Raw genomic sequence first — 20,439 nt, 5'->3', positions numbered from 1 at the left:
GCTGTGGTGCGGGGGCTATCCGGCCAGTCCGTGGAGCAGCGCGTCGACCATCCGCTCGATGCGGCCTTCCTCGACGGGCTGCCGGATGAGCAGCGCCCGGAAGTGCAGTGGCGCTACCAGGAGTTCGAGAACGAGCTGGTGATCGGTGCCGGCGGCCAGTTCGTCGCGGGCGATGGCGCGGTCGACGATGGTCCGGGTGGCGTCGTAGCGGGCCTGCCAGAACTGGGCGCGGCTCCCGGCCAGCGCGGGGTCCTCGTCGACGGCGGCCATCGCCTGGGCCAGTGCGGTGCCCAGTGGGGTGTCCAGGTAGGCCGTGATCAGTCGGGCCAGCACGACCATGTCGTCGCGGAGGTTCCCGGTGTCGGGGACCGGAAGCTGTTCCTGACTGTAGGTCAGCAGCGCGTCCAGGGTCAGGTTCTGCACCGTGCCCCAGCGCCGCTGGATCGAGGTGGCGTGGACGCCTGCCCGCCTGGCGATCTCACTCAGCGTCAGGCCGCCGCCCGGGCCGTGCTCGGCGAGCGCTTCCAGGGTCGCCCGCAGGACGTCGGCGCGGACCCGCGCGGATCGGCCGCCGGGGCGGCGGACTGCCTCAGCCTGGTCGTTCGTCTCGTTCCGAGTCACCACGCCACCTTAACGCACGGATGTTGCGTTTGTGGTGGGGTGGAGGTAGCGTCCACTAACGCAGAATCTCTGCGTTAGTGACACTGTCGTGGAAGGAGCCGTCATGGCCTACGAATGGCCGCTGGACGCATCCGAGCTGTTCGGCGAGCGGTATCCGCAGATGGTCAACACCGGACTTCCGGCGGACGACGTCGACACCGTGCGTGCCGCGATCACCGAGATGTGGGCCGATGCCCCGGGTGGTTGGGTCCATGAATGGTCGAAGCTGGCCGCGGCCTACGCGGACGCGGGATCGCATGAGCAGGCCGCACTGGCCTACGGGTGGGCGAAGTTCCCCACCCTGGCCAACGAGAGCAAGAGCACCGCCCTGTCCAGGCAGCTGGAGCAGTACCGGCTGGCCGCCCCGGGCTTCGGAGTGCGGTTCCAGCGGCACGTCCTGGAGCTGCCGTACCGAGGCGGCACGACCGACGTGGCGGTGCACCTGCTCTCGCCCTTCGACCTCCCCGCCGCTCGGCCGGTGGTGCTCGCCAGCGGCGGCGTGGACAGCTGGAAGATGGACGTGCACCAGCTGATGGTGCTTCTTGCCACTCACCTCCGTGCCCAGGTGCTGGTCTTCGACATCGCCGGAACCGGCGAGTCGACGGTGCCGATGACCGGTGCTGGCGGAGCGGAGCTGGTCAGCGGGCTGATCCGTCACGCCCGGACACTGGGCAACGGCGTGGTGGCGCACCTGGGCATCTCGATGGGCGGGTACTTCTCGGCCCGATCGGGTCTCGGCGGCGAGGTGGACGCCGCCGTGGTGCTGGGCGGGCCGGTCGAAGCGGCGTTCGGCGCAGCGCGGAAGGCCGCTTTCGGCATGGACGGCATCGTCGGCAATGCGATGGGATTCGATGCACCGCCCGGACCGGAGGAACTGGCGGCACGACGGCAGGAGTTCTCGCTGCGCCCGCTGCTCGACCAGGACCGCAACGGCCCGATGCTGGTCGTGAATGGCGCCGACGACGTCCATGTTCCGCAGCACGACACCCTGGTGTTCCAGGGCCGCCGCGACACCGTCGTGAACCTCGTCCCCGGGACCGGGCACTGCGCGGTGAGCAAACTGCCCGAAGTCTTCCCGACCATCATCGGCTGGCTCGACCGAACCCTCGCCGCCACCGCGGAGCCGGTCCGGTGAGCCCGGCGGGCTGCGCTCGCACCCCTGGTGTCGGCGGCTCGTGACGTGACGTTCCTCTACTGCGGTCGGAAGTCGAGGTTTCCCTGCCGCCAGATGACATCGAGCACAACCTTCTCGAACCGCCACCCCCGGGTCGTGCGAAGCGCGGTGCCCGTCAGGGTTCCGCCGGCGAGGAAGTAGTTCCCCTTGTCGCTGCTCTGACTTTCGGCGGCAGCCAATACCGTGTGCGTGACATACGTATTGGTGCGAAAAGATGCCCGCTCACCTGCGGTGTCGACGAGCGTGTTCGTGAACAGGTGCTGAGTCGGGCCGAACGGGGCCATGACGTTTTCGTGGAACTTGTCCAAGCCGTCGAGCCCGCGATGTTCGCCGGAGGGAAGTTCGACGAAGGCGTCGTCGGTGAACAGCGTCGGCAGCGTCTCGCTGAAGGTGCGGTCGTCGAACAGCTTGGAGTAGCGGTCGACGAGTTCGCTGATCGCGGCGCGGTCGATGAAATGCGGCAGGTCCGAGGGAGGATCAATATCCAGAGCCATTGCCATCCTTTTGCATGGATTTGTCGGATATCGTAATGCAGATTCAGGCTGGACACGGGATCTGCATCATGGCGTCGCGGGCGAAACCGGGTCCTGCTCAGGGCTCGTCCGGTCTGGCCTGCCAGCGGTACGAGCGCCCCTGAGGCGCGCCACGAGCTGGCGCTCTGCTCGGTGACGGGCGGTCAGTTCTCCTGCTGCTTGGCGTCGATCTCGGCGATCAGGCCTTCGATCAGGTTCCGGATCTCGTCGCGGATCGGGCGTACGGCCTCCACGCCCTGGCCGGCGGGGTCTTCGAGCTCCCAGTTGAGGTACTTCTTGCCGGGGAAGATCGGGCAGGCGTCGCCGCAGCCCATGGTGATGACGTAGTCGGACGCCTGGACGGCTTCGGTCGTCAGGACCTTGGGGCTCTGGTGCGAGATGTCGACGCCGACCTCGGCCATGGCGGCGATGGCGGAGGGGTTGACCTGGTCGCCGGGGACGGAGCCGGCGGAGCGGACCTCGACGCGGTCACCGGCGAGGTGGCTGAGGAATCCGGCAGCCATCTGGGAGCGGCCGGCGTTGTGGACGCAGACGAACAGGACCGAGGCGGCGGGTGCGGCAGTCATCGCAGACGGGTGCTTTCCGATGGGGTGGTGACGGGAGTTCGGGAACCGGCGGGGTGCGTTCGGTGACCAGGTCGGCGACGTGGTGGGCGATCTCGTCACGGAGATGGTGTCTCCAGCGCGGGAGGGCCGGCCACCGGCCAGGACCGGTGGCCGCCCGGGGTCGCGTGGCGTCCCCACGACCGGTAACGTATCAGCCCATGGTGACATCAGTCGATACTGAAGCGTTGAAGGTCCTCGCCGATCCGCTGCGGATGCAGATCGTGACGCTGCTGGCGGCCGAGTCCCTGTGCGTGTGCCACCTGGTCGAGGAGACCGGCGCCAAGCAGACCAACCTGTCCAACCACCTGCGGCTGCTGCGGCAGGCCGGACTGGTGGAGACCGAGCCCTGCGGACGCTTCCTCTACTACAAGCTGCGCCCTGCGGCGCTGGAGGCAGTCGCCGCCCACCTGGGCACCCTGGCCGACACTGCCCGCGCCACTGCCGAGGCCGCCCGCAAGCGCCCCTGCGCCTGACCCGCCTACCTACACCGCCGCCCTTTCCTGGAGTGTTCTTCGTGAGTGCCATAGACGAGGCCAGACCCACCGATCTGGCCGAGCCGCTCGTCGCCGACCTGGGCCTCGACCCGCTGTTCCGCATGGTCGCCGCCGAGCTGGTCGGCACCGCCGCGCTGGTCGCGGTCGTGGTCGGCTCCGGCATCCAGGCCACCGAACTCACGAGGGACGTTGGCCTGCAACTGCTGGCCAACTCCACCGCCACCGTCTTCGGCCTGGGCGTGCTGATCCTGCTGCTGGGACCGGTCTCCGGCGCGCACTTCAACCCGGTGGTCACCCTGGCCGACTGGTGGACCCGCCGCGGACGGCACAACCACCTCCCCGTCCGCGAGGTCGCCGCCTATGTCATTGCGCAGACCGCCGGCGCGATCGGCGGCGCGGTGCTGGCGGACGCCATGTTCGGCAAGGCCCTGGTGCAGTGGTCCAGCCACGACCGCTCCGCCGGACACCTGCTGATCGGCGAGGTCGTGGCCACCGCCGGACTGGTCCTGCTGATCTTCGGCTTGGCGAAGAGGGACCAGCTCCGCTTCGCCCCCGTCGCGGTGGCCTCCTACATCGGGGCCGCCTACTGGTTCACCTCCTCCACCAGCTTCGCCAACCCCGCCGTCGCCATCGGCCGCACCTTCACCGACACCTTCGCCGGCATCAAGCCCTCCTCCCTGCCCGGCTTCATCGGCATGGAACTGATCGGCGGCATCGTCGGCCTGGCCCTGGTCGCCCTGGTCTTCGGCCGCGACCGGGACACGCGCGCCTGACCCTTCGTCGGCTTGTCAGCCCCGGGCGCGCAGCGGCTTCTCGGCGAATGCGACGGCCCGTCGGCGGTGCTGGAAGCCGCGGATGTCGACGACCAGGCCGCCGGCGAGGTGGAACACCTGGAAGACGGTGTCCGGACGCTTCGCGTTCGGGCCGAGCGCGGGTCCGGACATGGCCAGGGCCAGCACCACTGCGCTGTCGAGTACGACGGTCTCGGTGACCTGGGCACTCATGCCCGCAGCCTGGGCTCGGCCGTACCAGGCGAGCACGTCACCGCGTGAGTGGCAGGTCTGCTCGGTCTCCTCCGGGCCGCCCCAGCGGACCTTGGGGTCAAGCAGTGGTCCCAGCAGGGCCAGGTCCTTGGCCTCGAACGCTTCCCGTAGCCGCTCGGCGACGGCCTGAGTGGGCGATGGTGTCATGGTGTCCTCGATTCAGGAGGCGGAGCCGCCGAGTAGGAGGCTCATCGCCGCCAGCACCTGCGGCTCGACACGGTAGTAGACCCAGGTCCCGCGCCTTTCGGAGGACAGCAGTCCGGCCTCGCGCAGCTTCTTCAGGTGGTGGCTCACCGTCGGCTGGGACACCCCGACGTCCTGGATGTCGCACACGCACGCCTCGCCGCCGGCATGGGAGGCGACCTTGGAGAACAGCCGCAGCCGTACCGGGTCGCCGAGGGCCTTGAACATCGCGGCCATCCGCACCGCGTCCGTCTCGGACAACTCGGCCGAAGTCACCGGCGGACAGCAGGCCGCGATCTCGTCCTGCACTAGCGGCAGCTCCGCGACACCCGGATTCGACATACGTCTATCTTGACATCCGTCGAAGCAGGCGACAAGCTTCTCTGTATCGACAAGTGTCGAATTAAGGGATGGGATGGCCATGAGTGAGAACAGCAGCCCGGGTGCCGCAGCCCTGCCGATCGCCGTGGTCGGGGCGGGCCCGATCGGGCTTGCCGCCGCCGTGCACCTGCTGGAACGCGGCCTGGAGCCAGTCGTCCTTGAGGCCGGCCCCTCGGCGGCCTCGTCGGTTCGGGCCTGGGGCCATGTGCGGCTGTTCTCCGCCTGGTCCGAGCTGGTCGACCCGGCCGCCGCCCGCCTGCTGGAGCCCACCGGCTGGACCCGCCCCGAACCGAAGCGCTACCCCACCGGCGCCGAGTGGGCAGAGCGCTATCTGCAGCCGCTGGCCGACGCCCTCGGCGAGCGGGTCCGCTACAACACCACAGTCACCGGTGCCGCCCGCCGCGGCCGGGACCGCATCGTCGACTCCGGCCGCGAGGACCAGCCCTTCACCCTCCACACCAGCGACGTGGACGGTGTCCAGGAGCGCCTCCAGGTCCGGGCGATCATCGACGCCACCGGCACGTTCACCTCGCCCAACCCGCTGGGCAGCGACGGCCTCCCCGCAGCGGGCGAACACAGCCACCGCGACCGCATCACCTACCTCGCCCCCGACACCGCCGACCCGGCGGTCCGTACCCGGCACGCCGGACGCCGCACCGCGGTCGTGGGCTCCGGCCACTCGGCCCTGACCGCCCTGCTGTCACTGGCCGATCTGGCCACCGATGCGCCCGGCACTCGCGCGGTGTGGGTGCTGCGGCGCGGAAGCATCGGCAATGCCTTCGGCGGTGGCGAGTCCGACGAACTGCCCGCTCGCGGAGCCCTCGGGCTGCGGGCGAGGGCGGCGGTGACGGCCGGTCACATCGAGGTCGTCCAGGGCTTCCGGACCGAACGCGTCGAGGACGCCGACGGCCGGGTGGTGCTGGTGGCCGACGACGGCCGCCGGATCGAGGGGCTGGACCACGTGATCGGCCTGACCGGCTTCCGCCCCGACCACTCCTGGCAGAGCGAACTGCGGCTCACCCTGGACGAACGCCTCCAGGCCCCGGTCAGGCTCGCCCCGCTGATCGACCCCAACCAGCACTCCTGCGGCACCGTCTACCCCCACGGCGCAGGCGAGTTGGGCCACCACGAGGAAGGCGTGTACCTGGTGGGCATGAAGAGCTACGGCCGCGCCCCCACCTTCCTGGCCATGACCGGGTACGAGCAGGTCCGCTCGGTAGCCGCAGCCCTGGCCGGCGACCACGAGGCCGCCGCCCGCGTGGAGCTGACGCTTCCTGACACCGGCGTGTGCGGCGGGGCAGGGCTCTTCGACGACCCCGACGCCGACGCTGCCCGAAGCGGGGGCGGCGGCTGCTGCGCAGCCCCTGCGCCGGCGCTGCTGGAGATCGGCCTCGGTGCCCCGGCGTCCGGCGGCTGCTGACACCCGGCGGTGACGACCCTTCGGGCCGGCGCGGCGACTCACCGGCCGTCGGCGGCTGCGGCGGGCTCGGTCCGCAGGGCGGACAGTCGGGCGGCGGCCTCCGCGGCGGCGGGGGAGTCGAGTCGCCGGTAGAGGGTGACGGCGTCGTCCATCCCGGCCAGCGCGGCGGTGCGGTCGCCGAGGGCCAGGGTGCAGCGGGCGGCTCCTTCCAGGGCGCGGGCCTGGTCCAGTGGGTTGTCGGTGGCGCGGGCGAGTGCCAGGGCCTGCTGGTGCAGCGTCAGAGCCGCACGCGGTCCGGCCGTCCGCTCGGTCAGGACCGCCAGGTCGAGCAGGGTACTGGTCTCACCGAGGCGGCTGCCGATCTCCTGGTAGAGGGCCAACGCCTGCCGGTAGAGTTCGGCGGCTTCGTGGCTGTCGCCCAGCGCTTCACGTGCCCGGCCCAGGCCGAGCAGCGAGTCGGCCTCGCCGTGGCTGCTGCCCGCCTCCCGGCAGGCATCCAGGGAGCGCTGGTGGAGTTCGGCCGCGCCCCGGTGGTCGCCGGCGGCGTGCCGGACCCGGCCCAGGCCGCGCAGAGTGTTGGCGATGCCCTGGACGCTCTTGAGGTCCTGGTAGATCGTCAGCGCCTGCTGGTAGAACTGACCGGCGCTGCTCCGGTCGCCCATCTCGTCCAGGATGAACGCGAGGTCGTGCAGGGCGGCGGCTTCGCCCCGGCGGTCGCCCATGGTCCGGTAGAGGTCGAGCACCTGTGAGGACAGCTCGACCGCGGCGGGGGAGTCGCCCGAGGAGTGCCGGGTCCGGCCCAGGTCGCACAGCGCGCGGGCCTCGCCGAGCCGGTCGCCGAGGGCCCGGAAGGCGTCCAGGGCCTGCTCGTGCAGCCACGCGGCCTCCCGGATCTCGCCGGTCAGCAGCCGGATGCGGCCGAGCTCGTGCAGGTCGTTGGCCTCGCCGTGGCGGTCGCCGAGCTCCTGGTGGATCGTCAGGGCCTGCTCGTAGAGCTCCGCGGCGGCCCGGTAGTCGCCGGTCGCGTGCCGGACCCGTCCCAGGTCGCACCGGGCGTCGGCCTCGCCGCGGCGGTCCCCGTCGGCCGCCGCCGCGGTCACCGCGGACCCGTGCAGCTCGGCGGCCTGGGTCCAGCGTCCCTCCAGCAGCAGGAAGGCCGCGAGGTCGGCGGAGAGCGAGACGGTGAACCAGGGGAGGGAGGCCACGGTGGGGTGGTCGAGGAGCGCGAGCAGGTTCCGGTACTCGCCGCGCATCCAGGCCAGGGCCTCGGCCCCGTCGGTCAGGGCCGGGAGCGCCAGAGGCGCCGTCGGCTCGGTGCGCCGACCGGGGCGGGTGCGCCGGGCCAGGTGTTCGTTGGCCTGCGCGGCGGCGTACCGGTAGTACCCGGCCAGCCGGTGCAGCGGGGCGTCCTGGTCCGGCTCCGCCGTCTGCTGCTGTTCGACCGTCGACCGGACGTAGAGCCCGACCAGGTCGTGGAACTGGTAGCGCCCGGGGGTGCGCTGGACCATCAGGTTGTGGTCGAGCAGGCTCTCCAGCAGCCGCTCCGCCGTGCGGTGGTCGGTGTCGGCGAGAGCGGCGACGGCGAAGGTATCGATGTCGTGGCCGGGGAAGCGGGCGAGCAGCCGCAGCAGGTCCTGTTCGGCGGGGGCCAGGGAAGCGAAGGAGGTGGCGAAGACGGCCGTCAGGCTCCGGTCCTCGTCCGTGAGTCGGGCCAGGCGGTGGTGCTCGTCGCGGAGCAGCTCCACCAGGCTCTCCAGCTGCAGGCCGCGCTGGTGGCGCAGCCGGGCGGCGGCGATGCGGATCGCGAGGGGCAGGCGGCCGCACAGTTCCACGAGCTCGTCGGCTGCCGGATGGTCGATGGGGACGCGGTCGGGGCCTGCGGCGTCGCGCAGCAGCGCCACGGCGTCCGGGGCCGGCAGCGGGTCGACGGCGAGGCTGTGGGCGTCGTCGAGTCCGGTCAGCCGGCGGCGGCTGGTGATCAGGACCAGGCAGCTGGGCGTTCCCGGCAGCAGCGGGCGGACCTGCGCGCTGCTGGCGGCGTTGTCGAGGACGATCAGGGTGCGGGTGTCGGCGAGGCGTTCCCGGTACAGGGCGGCGCGGGTGCTCAGCTCCTCGGGAATCTGTCGCGGTGGCACGCCCAGTGAGCGCAGCAGCCAGTCGAGGGCATCGGCGGGGGAGACCGGGGCGACGCCGGCCGTGTGGCCGTGGAGGTCGACGAAGAGCTGCCCGTCGGGGAACTGGGGCCGCACCCGGTGCGCGGCACGGATGGCCAGGGCGGACTTGCCCACGCCGCCCATGCCGTCGATGGCCGAGATCACCACCATGCCGCAGGCGCTGCCTGTCGGCGCCGAGCGGGCCAGCGACAGCAGTTCGTCGAGTTCCCGGGCGCGACCGGTGAACAGCCGGGTGTCGTAGGGGAGTTGGCAGGGAGCGCTTGGGTGCGGGCGCGGGAGCGGGCGCACCGTGCCGGGGCCGGCGAGCGGGCGGGCCGGGGCCGAGCCGCCGCGCGCCGCTGCGAGCAGCTGTTCGCGGCGGCGCGGATCGAGCGCCAGGGCGTCGGCGAGCCGGGTCACCGAGGAGAGCCGCGGCTGTCGCCGCCCCGCCTCCAGCACGCTGATCGCATGCGTCGAGACACCCGACTTCCCGGCCAGCTCCTCCTGCGTCCAGCTGCACCGAAGCCGGAACTCGCGCAGCAACGAACCGAACTCCGCAGTCAAGCCCGCCCCCTTGATCCCTTGGACTCGGACCCTATGTTCCGCCTGTGCGAAACGCCATACGAACGCCAGATCAACGCCATGGCGCGGGCCGCGGCCGTTGACCAGGATGATCGCTGTCCAGGACACCCCACGCCAGCGACTGGGATGACCGGACGACCGGAGAACCGACGGGAGACACCACCTGCATCGGCCAGGTCCAGCAACAGTACGCATGGGCTCGGGGCGTCGGCGACGGGTGAATTGAGGACCACGGTCAGAGCACCCTGCGCAGCCGGGTCGGCGAGGAGCGGCTGGGTCAGCTGCGGGTGGGCGAAACCGTCCGGCATCTCCGCCCGAACGGCTGCCCGGCCCCGCTCAGCTGTTCCGCTCACCCAGGACACGCCGCCGCACCGACGTCGTCGGCATCTTCCCCGACCAGCCCTCGGTCATCCGCCTGGTCGGCGCCGTCCTGGCCGAGCAGAGCGACGAACGGGCCGAACAACGCCGCTACATCGGCTCCGAGAGCCTCGGCCGCTGGCGTCTGCACCCGATCGAGGGACAACCCACCGACGCCACCGACGCCACCGACCCGACCGCCCTCACCGCCCAACCTCAAAACGAGATCCGACTGACCGTCAATACACCACGCCAGCGGACGTGACCTGGATCGCATCAGGCCAACTGGGCGCGCACTCCAGCGGCGAGTGGGTCGTTGAGGTCTTCGTAGATGTCCAGTGCTGCCTGCCGGAAGTGGCGTTCTTCGTCGGCTTGTTCTCGTGCACGGGCGAGGTCCGCCAGGAGGTTCAGAGTGGTCGCCTCTCCGCGTCGGTCTCCCAGGTTCCGTCGAAGCAACAGGGCACGCGTCAGGCAGTTGTCGGCGTCGGACAGCTTCCCGCTACGAATGTGGGTGTCGCCGAGGTTGTTGAGGACCGTGGCCTGGCCGAATTCGTCGCCGAGGGTCACCAACCTGGCCAGGGCCGCGTGAAGGTAGGAGACCCCCTCGTCAAAGCGCTTCAGCTCGATGCAGGCCGTGCCGATGTTTCCGAGGAGGATGGCTTCGATGTACCCGTCCTTGGCCCTTCGAGCTGCTTCGACCGCTCGCAGGGAGTACGCAATGAGGAGTTCGACATCGCCCTGCTGACCGTAGAAGGCGGCCAGGCTGGCCAGGGAGCGCAGGGCTTCCAGCGGATACTTGTCACCGAACAGCTCCTGGGCGGTGCGGAAGTGGTCGGCGGCAGCAGGGTCCTGCAGGTCGGTGCGGGCGCGGCCCAGTCCGTGGTGCATCCACGCCTGCCCGAGGCGATCTTGGTGCATCTGGGCTGCGGACAAGCCGATGCGGTGGGTCTCGGCCCAGTCGTCCCAAAGATTGCGCAGGGAGTAGTAGGGGACTGCGGCGCGGGCGAGCTGCCAGGCGAGGTCATCGCCTTCGGCGGCACTGACCGCGGCGGCCAGGTTCACGCGCTCGGCTTCGCACCAGGCAAGGGCGGTGTCGCGGTCCGTGAACGCCAGTGGCGCGGGGAGGCGAGGAGGCGGGGGCAGCACCACAGCGGCGCCGTGGGGGTTCAGGCAGTGGCAGGCTGCGGTGATGCTGTGCAGGTACCAGGTCAGGAAGCGTTGGACGGCTGTCTCCCGGGTGCTGGAGTCGTCCTCCTCGTATGTGCGTCTTGCGGCGTAGGAGCGGGCCAGGTCGTGCAAGGCGTAGCGTTCGCTGGTCTTCTGCTGGATGAGGTGGTCGTCGAGCAGTTCCTCCAACGCGTCCTGTGCCTGGGAGGTCTCGATGCCGGCCAGTGCCGCGGCCGCTGCGGCGGTGAAGTCGGCGCCCGGAAACAGGGCGAGCAGGCGGTACAAGCGGCGAAGGTCGGCGGGCAGGGCCTGGTAGGACAGGTCGAAGACCGCGTCGACGCTGCGGGCGCCGATGCGTACGGTGCCCAGGTCGTCCTCGTGGATGCGGGCGGCGAGGTCGGCCAGCGACCAGGTTGGCCGAGATCGCAGCCGGGCTGCGGCCAACGACACAGCCAGCGGCAGGTATCCGCACGCCTTGACGATCTCGGCGGCGACTTCGGGCTCGGCCTGGACCCGCTGTTCCCCGGCGATCCGGGCCAGTAGGGCAATCGCCTCGTCTTCGTCGAACACGTCGATCAACTGCACGGCCGCGCCGTCCAGGCCGGCCAGTGTCCGCCGGCTGGTCACCAGCACCACGCAGCCGCCCGAGGCAGGGATCAAGTCCCGGACCTGCTTCTCGTCGGCTGCGTTGTCAAGCAGGATCAACGCCTGCTTGTCGTGCAGGACGTCGCGGTACATGGCCGCGCGCTCATCGAGGCCGGACGGGATCTGCGGTCCGGGAACCTCCAGCTGCCGCAGAAAGGAGCCGAGCACCATGCACGGGTCGGCAGGGGCGTGGTCGGGGTCGAAACCCCTCAAGTCCACGTAGAGCTGCACATCGGTGCAGCGCCCCGTGCGCACCAGGCGGTGCGCGGCGTGGACGGCCAGCTGTGTCTTGCCGACCCCGGCCATGCCCTCGATTGCGGAGACGACCACGGTGGTGGCCGCATCGGGTCGCGGCTCGTCCACTGCGGCGAGCAACCGACGCAGGGCCTCGCGTCTGCCGATGAAGGTGGGCAGGTCCGCCGGGAGCTGACGGAACACTCCCACCGGGCCGCCTGAAGCAGCATCAGCATGCGCACGCGCATGAGCCCGCCGCCACGCATCCACCTGCCGTCCCGCGCCCAGGGCACGGACGACCGCGAGAACCAGGTCCAGGTCCAGGCGGCGACGGGAGGGCTGGAACACATCGGCAACGGTTCGGAACGCAATCTCGCGCGGCGGTCGCAGCAGCGGGCCCACCTGCTTGGCCAGGGCCCGGTAGGGCGGGCTGCCCGCCAGGGCGCGCAGCCCGATCAGGGCCCGCACCAACCCCTCCAGGTCGATGACCTGCTCCGGATCCGGGCCGGCAGCTTCAGCCGTCTCCATGAAACGCAACCCCCATCACGTCGCCGAGCCGTGCGTGCGGACTTGTGCGGGAACCTCGTGCTCCTCGCACGCCGTCAGCCACCCTACTAAAGGCAGACGTGCTGGGAGATCCCAACTGGCAGCCCAGACAGCCGTGTTGACAGAAAACGCTCGCCGTACGCCACCTCGTCGACCACCTGTGGAGACACTCATGAAACCGCGCAGGCTCACCCATCTGATCGCCGTGGCCGGCATAACGGCCCTCACCCCGCTCCTCGGCACGACCGCAGCCCACGCCTCCACGGCTGCCGGGAACTACTACCTGGAGAACGACAGCACCAGCTTCGCCAACAACACCCTCGAGTGCGCCGATCTGCCCGGCACCGGGAGCGAGCCCTCGGGCACCGCCGTGTGGATGGACTCCTGCCTGATCGGCAGCGGCAGCACGGACAACCAGGTATTCGGCTTCGAGTACACCCGCACCGTCGACGGCCAGAACCTCTACGTCATCGTCGACGTTGCCAGTGGCAAGTGCCTGGACCTGCCCGGCTACGGCAGCGAGCCCGCAGGGGCCCAGGTAACCCTGTACACCTGCAACACCAACTCTGCCAACGACAACCAGGAATGGTTCCTGAACACCGTTCAGGCCGGTTTCACGGAGATCGAGAACTTCAAGTCCTCCGGGGACCCCTCCAACAAGGCCGACCCCAACAACGAGTGCCTGGACGTCGACGGCTGGGCCGCCGACCTCACCGACACGGCCAACCGAACCAAGCTGGGGATCTACACCTGCAGCAACACGTCACCCTCCGGCAACTGGGGCGGCCTCGTCATCAACAACGTCGCCTACGACGACCACCTGTGGAACCTGATCTCGGCCTAGAAATCCGACGAAGATCCTCCTCGGGCTGTCCGGCCGCCGGCCGGACAGCCCTCCGCCCCTGCTGGCCGGGCAGCAGCCGTAGATGTCGGCCGGGCGCGAGCACCAAAAGGGGCTTCACATGATCATCAGCGGAGTTCGTGGCCAGAGTTGCTTCAGTAATCGCTACATCTGAACAGACGTACGAGCTCGGGGTTCCTATCGTTCCGAATGGAGATCGCCCTCTTACCTGCGTGAATGCGACGGGTCGGGTCGCCGGGCGCGTCTGGTTGCTCGCGGGTCGGCCATGGTGCTTCGTGCCAGGCGGCCAAGCCTGCTGACGGGACCGCCTGGTTGGCACTGTGACTGGGCTAAGGACCTGTTCCTGGCCTGTGCCGGTGGACTCCCGGAGCCGCGGGGAGGGGCACAGTATCGCTGGGCCCTGAATCAGGTTCCTTGATGTGAGCGGGTCACATGTTCAGCCAGCCAGTCGGACCGTGCGGCCCGCGGGGATCCGCCTCCAGTGGCCTGCGTGCTCGCGTCCTGGGCCGCATCTGGCAAGCTCCGGGCATGGCGATGATCCCTCCCACAGGCGTCGAGGACTTCGGGTTCTCGCTGGAAGACGCGTTCGACATCCCGGTCCGTGTGCTTTCTGACGGGACGCTGAACCGGTGGCACCGGTCTCGGTGGCCCAAGGCGGCGCAGCCCTGGCCTGGCGGCGATGCTCTGCCCGGCGATGGCGAGTACCTGGCGACGACCACCTGGCGCCAGCTCGTGATGGCGGCGACCGGTGCCGGCCGCGACCTGGCTCCGTGGCTGCGGCAGACGCCGCACTTCGCCGTCAACGAACTCGTCGCCCGCGTGTCGCCCCTTCAGGCGTACCTGTCGCTCAGGGATGTGCCGGCACCCGAGGGGGGAGCGGGGCGGCGCCTGTTCGTCAGCCCCGTCTACCGTCACGGTACTGAACGCAGCGCCCATGCCGCCTTCGGCTACCACCTGGGCATGACGATGGCGCAGTGGCTGACCGTGGGGATGGGCGGCCTGCCGGCCACGGTGCATTTGGAGGCCAGCGGCATCCCCGAGCTGACCGATCCGTCGAAGAGACTTCCGGACCTCTACGGCAACCACCTCTTCGAGGCGATGCCGTGGCTGATCGAGGCCAAGGCCCGGAAGGAACTGGGCCTGCCCGACATGCGGTCCGGTCAGGGCCAGTTGGACCGGGCCTCCGAGGAGATCGCTGTTCCTCACCGGCAGGTGCTGTGTGGCACCTCGCTGCCTGGGACTGATCGGTGGGAGTCCGACTCTCTCTTCATGATGGTGCACACGGCAATCGCAGCCCCCTCGCCGGGTGGGGGCGTCCAGCACCTGCCCAACGCCCCGGCGGGGGGAGGCGCCCCGCCGCTCAGCGAAGACCCCGAAGATCTGCTGAGGGTCGCACGGGACCAGTTGCTGGTCTTCCGCGCGCTGGCCTTCGGAGCGGTCGAGGACTTGCGGGTCGTGCCGCTCGGCGGGGCGGGGACCGAACCGCGCAGGAGCGCTGGCAGGGCGGAGCCGCTGGAGCGGGACGTCAACACGCGATTCCTGCGGGAGCAGGCACTGGGCCTGGAAGTCCCCTACGAGTGGGTTCGGGAGCTGCCGGGGGTGAGGGAGTTCATCGTGGGCCGGATCCCTGGCATTGGCCTCCACCTGGGGCTGTCGCGGGGTCTGTACGCGGCTTGTGCGCGCTTGCACCAGGTCCAGGCGGACGTGCCCGTCGAAGAGCGGCTCTTCCCGGCGGAGCGGATCTTCTCCCGGCGCGGTGAGGACGAGGAGCGGGAGGAGATCAGCCGCGAGGCGCGGCGCAGCTTCTACGAGCGCGAGTACGGGCGGCTGGGGAGGGCCAGGCAGGAGATGGCCGATGCCTACATCCGCCAGGACGTGCCGCCGGAGTTCCTGCGTCGGGTGCGCCTGGCCCCGCAGCCTCCCCAGACCGGCGGAGGGCTGCTGGAGGCGAGGACCGACGAGACATACGTGGCCGTCGAGCGCACCGATCCGGTCCTGGCAGCGCGTCGCTGAGCCCCGATACACGAAAGCCGGGTGGCGGGAGAGAGGCTCCACCGAATCCTGGAACTAAGCAAGATCTACGTGCCGGCGACGGGTGAGATGAGGAGCACGGTCAGAGTCCCCGGCGCAGCCGGGGCGGCAAGCAGCAACTGGGGCAGTTGGGGGTGGGCGAAGCCGTCCGGCACCTGCGCTCGAACGGCTGCTCGGCTCCGCTCAGCTGTTCCGCTCACCCAGGTGGGCTTGCTCCGGTTTGACGGACAGGTTGTGTGTGTCGGTCAGGCCGCGATAGCGGACTCGTAGGCGGCTGGGCTTTGGTAGCCCAGGCTGCTGTGGAGTCGGTGCAGGTTGTACCAGCCCTCGATGAAGTCGAATACCGCGGTGCGGGCCGCTGCCCGGGTGGCCCAGGCACGACCGTTGATCAGCTCGCTCTTCAGCGTCGAGAAGAACGACTCGGCGAGCGCATTGTCCCAGCACTGACCGGTGCGACCGACGGAGAGTCGAACGCCGAACTCGCTGGCCAAATGGGCGAGTTCGCGGCTCGTGTACTGACAGCCCCTATCCGAGTGGAAGATCACTCCGGGGTTCGGCCGCCGGGTCCGACAGGCAGCTCGTAGGGCTTCGGCGACCAGTTCGGTGCGCAGGTGGTCGGCTGTGGCCCAGCCCACGACCCGGCGCGAGGCGATGTCGATGACGGTGGCGAGGTAGAGCCAGCCCTGGTCGGTGGCGATGTAGGTGATGTCACCGCACCAGCGCTGGTTCAGGGCCGACGGATCGGGTTGGAAGTCACGCAGCACCAGGTCGGGGCGGGTGGCCGCGTTCGGGTCGGGCACGGTGGTGCGATGGCGGCGCCTGCGGTGGACGCCGACCAGGCCGGCCTGGCCCATGAGCCGTGCGACCCGGCGTCGCCCGCACCGGGCCCCTCCTTGCGCAGAGCGGCGTGGACGCGCGGGGCGCCGTAGGTTCCGCGCGAGCGCACCTGGACCCGGGTGATCTGGTCGGTCAGCTCGGCGTCGCGGACCGCGCGGGGCCCGGGCTGGGCGGTGCGGCGGGCGTAGAAGGCGGCACGGGAGACCTTCAGCAGTTCACAAGCGCGTTTGACGTTGTGGCCGCTCTGCTTCTCCGCCTCGATGAACGGGTGCACCGTCACCGGGTCTCCTTCGCGAAGAAAGCCGTGGCGCGCCGGAGAATGTCGACGTCCTCCCGAAGCCGGCGGTTCTCCTGTCGCAGCCGGGCCAGCTCCTCGCGTTCGCCGCTGGTCAGGCCGTCGCGCTCGCCGGCGTCGACCTGGGCCTGGGTGACCCACAGGCGTACTGCGGTCTCGGTCAGGTCGAAGTCCTTGGCGACCTGACCCACCGAGCGGTCACCGTGGCGGCACAGCTCGACGATCTCGGCCTTGAACTCCGGCGTGAACGAGCGGCGAGGGCGCGGCTTCTTCTTCCCCATGCTCTCCATGATGGACATCTTCCCTCCGGGGCCGAAGCCCCTGATCCCAGGTGTCCGTCAAACCGGATCAAGCCCATCAGCGGCAGGTGGGGCGGTAGGTTGGCCCGGAGGGGACGTATTGGGACCACAGGGCGGGTGTGAGGGCCCCGACCTGAGCGCAGATGCGCTTCACGGCGTGGTCGAAGTCGTCGACGTCCCACAGTCGGACCGTCTGGTCAGAGCTTGCCGTGGCGAGGGTGTGGCCGTCGGGGCTGAACGCAACGGAGTTGATCGAGTCCGTGTGGCCGGTGAGGGGTTGCCCGATCTCCCGCTGGGTTGCCACGTCCCACAGCCGAACCGCATTGTCTAGGCTCGCAGCGGCAAGCACGTGGTTGTCGGGGCTGAAGGCCATCGAGGACACCTGATCGGAGAAGCCGTTCAGGGGTTGTCCGATGGGGCGGCGAGTGGTCATGTCCCAGAGTTGCACGGTCTGATCTGTGCGCCCGGCGGCGAGGATGCGGCCGTCGGGACTGAACGCTATTGAGCTCACTGCTTGGTCGGAGTCGAGCTCTCCGACCCGGCGCTGGCTCGACGCGTCCCACAGCTGCACTCTATCGTCCATGGTGGCCGTGGCGAGGGTACGTCCGTTTGGGGCGAATACCGCCGCCTGGGCGCCCCCCGCGGAGTCGACAATGGGGTGCCCGATTTGACGATGGGTAGCCGCGTCCCACAGCCGTACGGTTCCGTCGTCGCTCGCGGCGGCGAGCAGGTGTCCGTCAGGGCTGAATGCCACGGTGCCCACCGTGGCTGAGTCGCCGGCGAGGGCTGGTCCGACTTGACGATGGGTGGTCACGTCCCATAGCCGTACAGCATTGCCACTTGTGCTGGCGAGGGTGCGACCGTCCGGGCTGAACACCGCGGCGGGTGAGCCCGCTTTGGAGTCGACCAGTGGCTGTCCGATCTGACGGTGGGAGACCGCGTTCCACACTCGTGTGGTTCCGTCGTAGCTCGCGCTCGCGATAAGGCGGCCATCGGGGCTGAACACAACCGAAACCTCCTCACCGCTGTGGCTGGTGAGGGAGTGCCCGATCTGGCGATGGGTCGTCACATCCCACAGGCGCACGGTGCTGTCGGTGCTGGTGGTGGCGAGGGTGCGGCTGTCGGGGCTGAACGCCGCCGACAGCACGGCGCCGGTGTGGCCGGTGAGGGATTGCCCGATCTGGCCATGGGTGAGCACGTTCCACAGGCGCACAGTCTTGTCCACCCCTGTGGTAGCGAGAGTCTGGCCGTCAGGACTGAACGTCACGGCGACCACCGCCTGGCTGTGGCCGGTGAGGGGGGCTCCGATTTGTCGGTGGCTGGCCACGTCCCACAGCCGCGCCGTCTGATCCGTGCTCGCGGTGGCGAGAGTACGCCCGTCGGGGCTGAACGCCACCGACGTCACGTCGGCCGTGTGACCGGTGAAGGGTGCTCCGACCTGACGGTGGGTGGATAGGTTCCACAACTGCACAGTTCGCTCGTAGTCCGCGGTGGCGAGTGTCCGGCCGTCGGGGCTAAAGGCCAGCCCGAGCACATCACCTTGGGTGGTGATCGACTGCCCGATCTGGCGTCGGGTGGCAGTGTCCCACAGGCGTACACCGTTATCCGTGCTGGCGAGGGTGTGACCATCTGGGCTGAACGCCACGGCGACCACCGGGCTGTCCCCGGTCAGCGGTGCTCCGATTTGGCGCCGGGTGGCGACATCCCACAGCCGTACGGTCTTGTCCGTGCTCGCGGTGGCGAGGGTACGCCCGTCGGGGCTGAACGCCACCGAGTTCACCGCACCCGTGTGGCCAGCCAGGACGCTCACTTCGGGCAGCGCGGAGGCGGCCAGGAGGGCGTACTGGGCCTCAGGCGTAGGGTTGATCGACCAGGCCGCGAGGACGTCTCGCTTGGCCGCGGGGGGGTCGGCGTCATTGAGGGCTTCGCTCTGGGTGACGAGTTGGCTGGAGACGGCGACGTCGCGTTGCCGATTGGCGTTCTGGCTGGACCAGTAAGCCAAAGCGGTCGTCGCCGCCAAGCCGACGGCCAGCGCCGCAAGCGCGGCGATGAGCCGCTGCCGTATCCGGATCCGACGCCGACGAGCACCGTCGCTGGCCCGCAGGAATGCTTCTTCGGTGGGGCCCAGGGGCGCGTGGCGTTCGGGAGAGGATCGGATGCGAGCGGCGCTTTCGGCGGCAGCCTCCAGGAGCGAGCCGGCGTAGAGATAGGAGGGGTCCCTTGCTGAGCGTTCCCAGGCACGGGCGGCGTTGCGAAGACGGGTGCGTATGATGCGGTCGGCATGGGTCTCGGCGAGCCAGGTGTCGCGCAGCAACGGCCACGTGGACAGCAACACCTCGTGCGTGATCTCCACTGTGTCGTTGGCAAGGGTGAACAGTCGCTTGCCTGCGAAGGCTTCCAGAACTGCTTCCAAGTCCCTTTTCTGATCCGGGGATCTGTCATGCAGGAGGTCCGTGCGGGTGGTACGGACGGCGAGGTTGATGCCGTCGTCCGTGGCCGCTGTCAGCCATAGGAACACCTCCCGTGCCGTGATCTTCTGCGCGGTGGTGAGTTGGTCGTAGGTCTGTTGGGCGGTCCGGGCCAGTGCCCCCAGGGTGCCCCCGACTCGGGTGTAGTCGGCCAGAGCGAGGACCGAGTCCTCGGCACGGCTACGCCAGGCCTGGTCCAGTGCGTGTGACATGTGGGGAAGGAGTCCGACGCCGCAGACTCCCCACGCCGGGGGGTGCGCCTCCGATGCCCGACGGCGGGGACGCATCTCTTCCAGGAGGGTTTCGAGCAGGGCTGTGTCCACGCTGCGGCCGCAAGCCTTGCGTGCTGGTTCGTTGACCGCCGCCCGCAGTTCCAATTCATTCATCGGCATGACCAGATAGCGGTCCTGCACAGCCACGGCCAGCTCCGGATACTCGGTGCAACGCGCCTCGAAGTCCTCCCGCACCAACAGCACCACCAATGCGGCGGGCCCCTGTAAGGGATCGTCCGGAGCAGCAGCGGCGGCGTGGAGCGCGGCGATGAATGCCCGCCGGTGTGCCTCGCTGGGGCAGCGAATGAACAACTGCTCGAATTGGTCGACCACCACGATGAGGCGCGGTTGTGATGCCCTGCTCTGGCCTGTGGCGGGCTGCGCTTGAGCCAGGGCTGCCTGGCGTGCGATCAGCGCGAAGGCGTTCGGGGTTCGTTCCAAGGTGACACGTACCGATTCGGCGTCCGCACCTGCCAGTGTCGCCACGCCGACGGCCAGCTCAGTGAGCGGGGCGGATGAGGGGGTGAGAATCTGCCAGGGCCAGTGCTCCGCCCCGCGGACCCCAGCCAGGCCCGCTGCGCGCAGTGCCGGCCGAACGCCGGCGTGCAGCAGGGAGGACTTGCCAGCTCCCGAGACTCCGGACACCATGAGCGGCCCGGTACCGCTTTGCACCTGCCGCGCCATGCGGGCTACGACGTCGGCCACCGCATTGTCACGACCGAAGAAGAAGGGGCCGTCTTCCTCTTCGAATGCGTCCAGGCCTCGGTAGGGCGAGTCGATCTGCCCGGAAACGGCCACCAGCGGAGGAACACCTGGACGGTCCGTCCAGGTGTTCCCACCGGATACGTACTGAATCTGAACGTTGTGCTGGACGTTGTTGTCGCCGAATTGGGACTGTCCGATCACGTGGGCCCGAACTACATACGCGGCATCCGCATGCGGTTCGCCTGACGGACGCAGGGGCTGCGCACCCGTTTCGAATGGGGGTTCCGCTACGCCCATGGGATGTCCCCAGACCCGATGCCGGTTGGGCCCGTCACGTGTTGTATTGGATGTTGCCGTCGCCCACCTGAGACTTCTCGATCGTCTCGGCGGAGATGACATACTTTCCAGCCCTCGGGGCAGCCGGTACTGGCGGTCCGGGGGGAGCAGGTGGTGCTTGGCCCTCGTCGCACACGCGTGAACTGCGCGGATCAGG

The 20,439-nt window shown here is 69.7% G+C and carries 17 protein-coding genes and 1 pseudogene; 7 read left to right on the top strand and 11 right to left on the bottom strand.

Going from position 1 to position 20,439, the window contains the following annotated elements; all coding sequences use genetic code 11:
- Nucleotides 1-15 precede the first annotated feature (15 nt).
- On the bottom strand, nucleotides 16-621 hold the full coding sequence (locus IF29_RS0119680) for a TetR-like C-terminal domain-containing protein (RefSeq protein WP_030256534.1): 606 nt from the start codon (nucleotides 619-621) through the stop codon (nucleotides 16-18).
- Nucleotides 622-724: 103 nt separating this feature from the next.
- Between IF29_RS0119680 and IF29_RS0119675 the strand changes: the two genes are divergently transcribed.
- Nucleotides 725-1,795, top strand: a complete 1,071-nt coding sequence (locus tag IF29_RS0119675) for an alpha/beta hydrolase (RefSeq protein WP_030256531.1) — start codon at nucleotides 725-727, stop codon at nucleotides 1,793-1,795.
- Nucleotides 1,796-1,851: 56 nt separating this feature from the next.
- Here IF29_RS0119675 and IF29_RS43725 read toward each other — a convergent pair whose 3' ends face one another.
- On the bottom strand, nucleotides 1,852-2,328 hold the full coding sequence (locus tag IF29_RS43725; protein ID WP_051725531.1) for a nuclear transport factor 2 family protein: 477 nt from the start codon (nucleotides 2,326-2,328) through the stop codon (nucleotides 1,852-1,854).
- 182 nt (nucleotides 2,329-2,510) lie between these two features.
- Nucleotides 2,511-2,933 carry an arsenate reductase ArsC gene (locus tag IF29_RS0119665; protein ID WP_030256522.1) on the bottom strand — a complete coding sequence of 141 codons (423 nt, stop codon included), beginning with the start codon at nucleotides 2,931-2,933 and terminating at the stop codon, nucleotides 2,511-2,513.
- 197 nt (nucleotides 2,934-3,130) lie between these two features.
- Between IF29_RS0119665 and IF29_RS0119660 the strand changes: the two genes are divergently transcribed.
- Both IF29_RS0119660 and IF29_RS0119655 read left to right on the top strand, forming a co-directional pair.
- Nucleotides 3,131-3,445, top strand: coding sequence for an ArsR/SmtB family transcription factor (locus IF29_RS0119660; protein WP_030256519.1), 315 nt, complete (start codon nucleotides 3,131-3,133; stop codon nucleotides 3,443-3,445).
- 50 nt (nucleotides 3,446-3,495) lie between these two features.
- Nucleotides 3,496-4,239, top strand: coding sequence for an aquaporin (locus IF29_RS0119655; protein ID WP_380522488.1), 744 nt, complete (start codon nucleotides 3,496-3,498; stop codon nucleotides 4,237-4,239).
- 15 nt (nucleotides 4,240-4,254) lie between these two features.
- Here the strand turns inward: IF29_RS0119655 and IF29_RS0119650 are convergent, their stop codons facing one another.
- Together IF29_RS0119650 and IF29_RS0119645 are read right to left on the bottom strand one after the other, a co-directional pair.
- Nucleotides 4,255-4,656 (bottom strand): nuclear transport factor 2 family protein, encoded by a 402-nt coding sequence (locus IF29_RS0119650; protein ID WP_030256515.1) that lies wholly within the window; start codon nucleotides 4,654-4,656, stop codon nucleotides 4,255-4,257.
- Nucleotides 4,657-4,668: 12 nt separating this feature from the next.
- Complete coding sequence (locus IF29_RS0119645) at nucleotides 4,669-5,034, bottom strand: ArsR/SmtB family transcription factor (protein ID WP_030256513.1); 366 nt, start codon at nucleotides 5,032-5,034, stop codon at nucleotides 4,669-4,671.
- A 79-nt stretch (nucleotides 5,035-5,113) separates the two neighbouring features.
- On the opposite strand from IF29_RS0119645, the gene IF29_RS0119640 reads away from it, so the two are divergent.
- On the top strand, nucleotides 5,114-6,493 hold the full coding sequence (locus IF29_RS0119640; protein ID WP_030256512.1) for an FAD-dependent oxidoreductase: 1,380 nt from the start codon (nucleotides 5,114-5,116) through the stop codon (nucleotides 6,491-6,493).
- 38 nt (nucleotides 6,494-6,531) lie between these two features.
- Here IF29_RS0119640 and IF29_RS0119635 read toward each other — a convergent pair whose 3' ends face one another.
- Nucleotides 6,532-9,210, bottom strand: coding sequence for a tetratricopeptide repeat protein (locus tag IF29_RS0119635; RefSeq protein ID WP_198037509.1), 2,679 nt, complete (start codon nucleotides 9,208-9,210; stop codon nucleotides 6,532-6,534).
- A 379-nt stretch (nucleotides 9,211-9,589) separates the two neighbouring features.
- Here IF29_RS0119635 and IF29_RS45100 point away from each other — a divergent pair.
- Nucleotides 9,590-9,850: pseudogene (locus tag IF29_RS45100) on the top strand (transposase); the annotation flags it as partial.
- An 11-nt stretch (nucleotides 9,851-9,861) separates the two neighbouring features.
- Here IF29_RS45100 and IF29_RS0119625 read toward each other — a convergent pair.
- Nucleotides 9,862-12,159 carry a tetratricopeptide repeat protein gene (locus tag IF29_RS0119625; RefSeq protein WP_030256504.1) on the bottom strand — a complete coding sequence of 766 codons (2,298 nt, stop codon included), beginning with the start codon at nucleotides 12,157-12,159 and terminating at the stop codon, nucleotides 9,862-9,864.
- A 190-nt stretch (nucleotides 12,160-12,349) separates the two neighbouring features.
- Between IF29_RS0119625 and IF29_RS0119620 the strand changes: the two genes are divergently transcribed.
- Together IF29_RS0119620 and IF29_RS46920 are read left to right on the top strand one after the other, a co-directional pair.
- Nucleotides 12,350-13,021, top strand: coding sequence for an RICIN domain-containing protein (locus IF29_RS0119620; protein ID WP_030256501.1), 672 nt, complete (start codon nucleotides 12,350-12,352; stop codon nucleotides 13,019-13,021).
- Nucleotides 13,022-13,567: 546 nt separating this feature from the next.
- Nucleotides 13,568-15,052, top strand: coding sequence for a hypothetical protein (locus IF29_RS46920; RefSeq protein ID WP_037595838.1), 1,485 nt, complete (start codon nucleotides 13,568-13,570; stop codon nucleotides 15,050-15,052).
- A 263-nt stretch (nucleotides 15,053-15,315) separates the two neighbouring features.
- Here the strand turns inward: IF29_RS46920 and IF29_RS46145 are convergent, their stop codons facing one another.
- Genes IF29_RS46145 through IF29_RS0119590 form a run of 4 tightly spaced genes read right to left on the bottom strand, consistent with a single transcriptional unit; the run spans nucleotide 15,316 to nucleotide 20,147 of the window.
- Nucleotides 15,316-15,909 (bottom strand): IS3 family transposase, encoded by a 594-nt coding sequence (locus tag IF29_RS46145; RefSeq protein ID WP_232242221.1) that lies wholly within the window; start codon nucleotides 15,907-15,909, stop codon nucleotides 15,316-15,318.
- Nucleotides 15,798-16,187 (bottom strand): IS3 family transposase, encoded by a 390-nt coding sequence (locus IF29_RS45090; RefSeq protein WP_157623832.1) that lies wholly within the window; start codon nucleotides 16,185-16,187, stop codon nucleotides 15,798-15,800. The genes IF29_RS46145 and IF29_RS45090 overlap by 112 nt, the downstream gene beginning before the upstream one ends.
- A complete protein-coding gene (locus IF29_RS0119595) occupies nucleotides 16,184-16,501 on the bottom strand; it encodes a transposase (protein WP_084714585.1) in 318 nt (105 codons plus the stop codon). Before IF29_RS0119595 ends, IF29_RS45090 begins: the two co-directional genes overlap by 4 nt.
- A 58-nt stretch (nucleotides 16,502-16,559) precedes the next feature.
- A complete protein-coding gene (locus IF29_RS0119590) occupies nucleotides 16,560-20,147 on the bottom strand; it encodes an nSTAND1 domain-containing NTPase (RefSeq protein ID WP_198037507.1) in 3,588 nt (1,195 codons plus the stop codon).
- Nucleotides 20,148-20,439: the final 292 nt, after the last annotated feature.

The organism is Streptacidiphilus jeojiense, from assembly GCF_000719095.1.
GTDB lineage: Bacteria > Actinomycetota > Actinomycetes > Streptomycetales > Streptomycetaceae > Streptacidiphilus > Streptacidiphilus jeojiensis.
Note: the sequence above shows the minus strand (reverse complement) of the source record. Positions and strands in the feature narration are given on the sequence as shown.

Excerpts from the sequence above, each read along its gene's own strand:
- IF29_RS0119650 (WP_030256515.1), bottom strand. The coding sequence starts at position 4,656 with ATGACACCATCGCCCACTCAGGCCGTCGCCGAGCGGCTACGGGAAGCG.
- IF29_RS0119660 (WP_030256519.1), top strand. The coding sequence starts at position 3,131 with ATGGTGACATCAGTCGATACTGAAGCGTTGAAGGTCCTCGCCGATCCG.
- IF29_RS46920 (WP_037595838.1), top strand. The coding sequence starts at position 13,568 with ATGGCGATGATCCCTCCCACAGGCGTCGAGGACTTCGGGTTCTCGCTG.
- IF29_RS0119665 (WP_030256522.1), bottom strand. The coding sequence starts at position 2,933 with ATGACTGCCGCACCCGCCGCCTCGGTCCTGTTCGTCTGCGTCCACAAC.
- IF29_RS43725 (WP_051725531.1), bottom strand. The coding sequence starts at position 2,328 with ATGGCTCTGGATATTGATCCTCCCTCGGACCTGCCGCATTTCATCGAC.
- IF29_RS0119620 (WP_030256501.1), top strand. The coding sequence starts at position 12,350 with ATGAAACCGCGCAGGCTCACCCATCTGATCGCCGTGGCCGGCATAACG.
- IF29_RS0119645 (WP_030256513.1), bottom strand. The coding sequence starts at position 5,034 with ATGTCGAATCCGGGTGTCGCGGAGCTGCCGCTAGTGCAGGACGAGATC.
- IF29_RS0119640 (WP_030256512.1), top strand. The coding sequence starts at position 5,114 with ATGAGTGAGAACAGCAGCCCGGGTGCCGCAGCCCTGCCGATCGCCGTG.
- IF29_RS0119675 (WP_030256531.1), top strand. The coding sequence starts at position 725 with ATGGCCTACGAATGGCCGCTGGACGCATCCGAGCTGTTCGGCGAGCGG.
- IF29_RS0119625 (WP_030256504.1), bottom strand. The coding sequence starts at position 12,159 with ATGGAGACGGCTGAAGCTGCCGGCCCGGATCCGGAGCAGGTCATCGAC.
- IF29_RS0119595 (WP_084714585.1), bottom strand. The coding sequence starts at position 16,501 with ATGTCCATCATGGAGAGCATGGGGAAGAAGAAGCCGCGCCCTCGCCGC.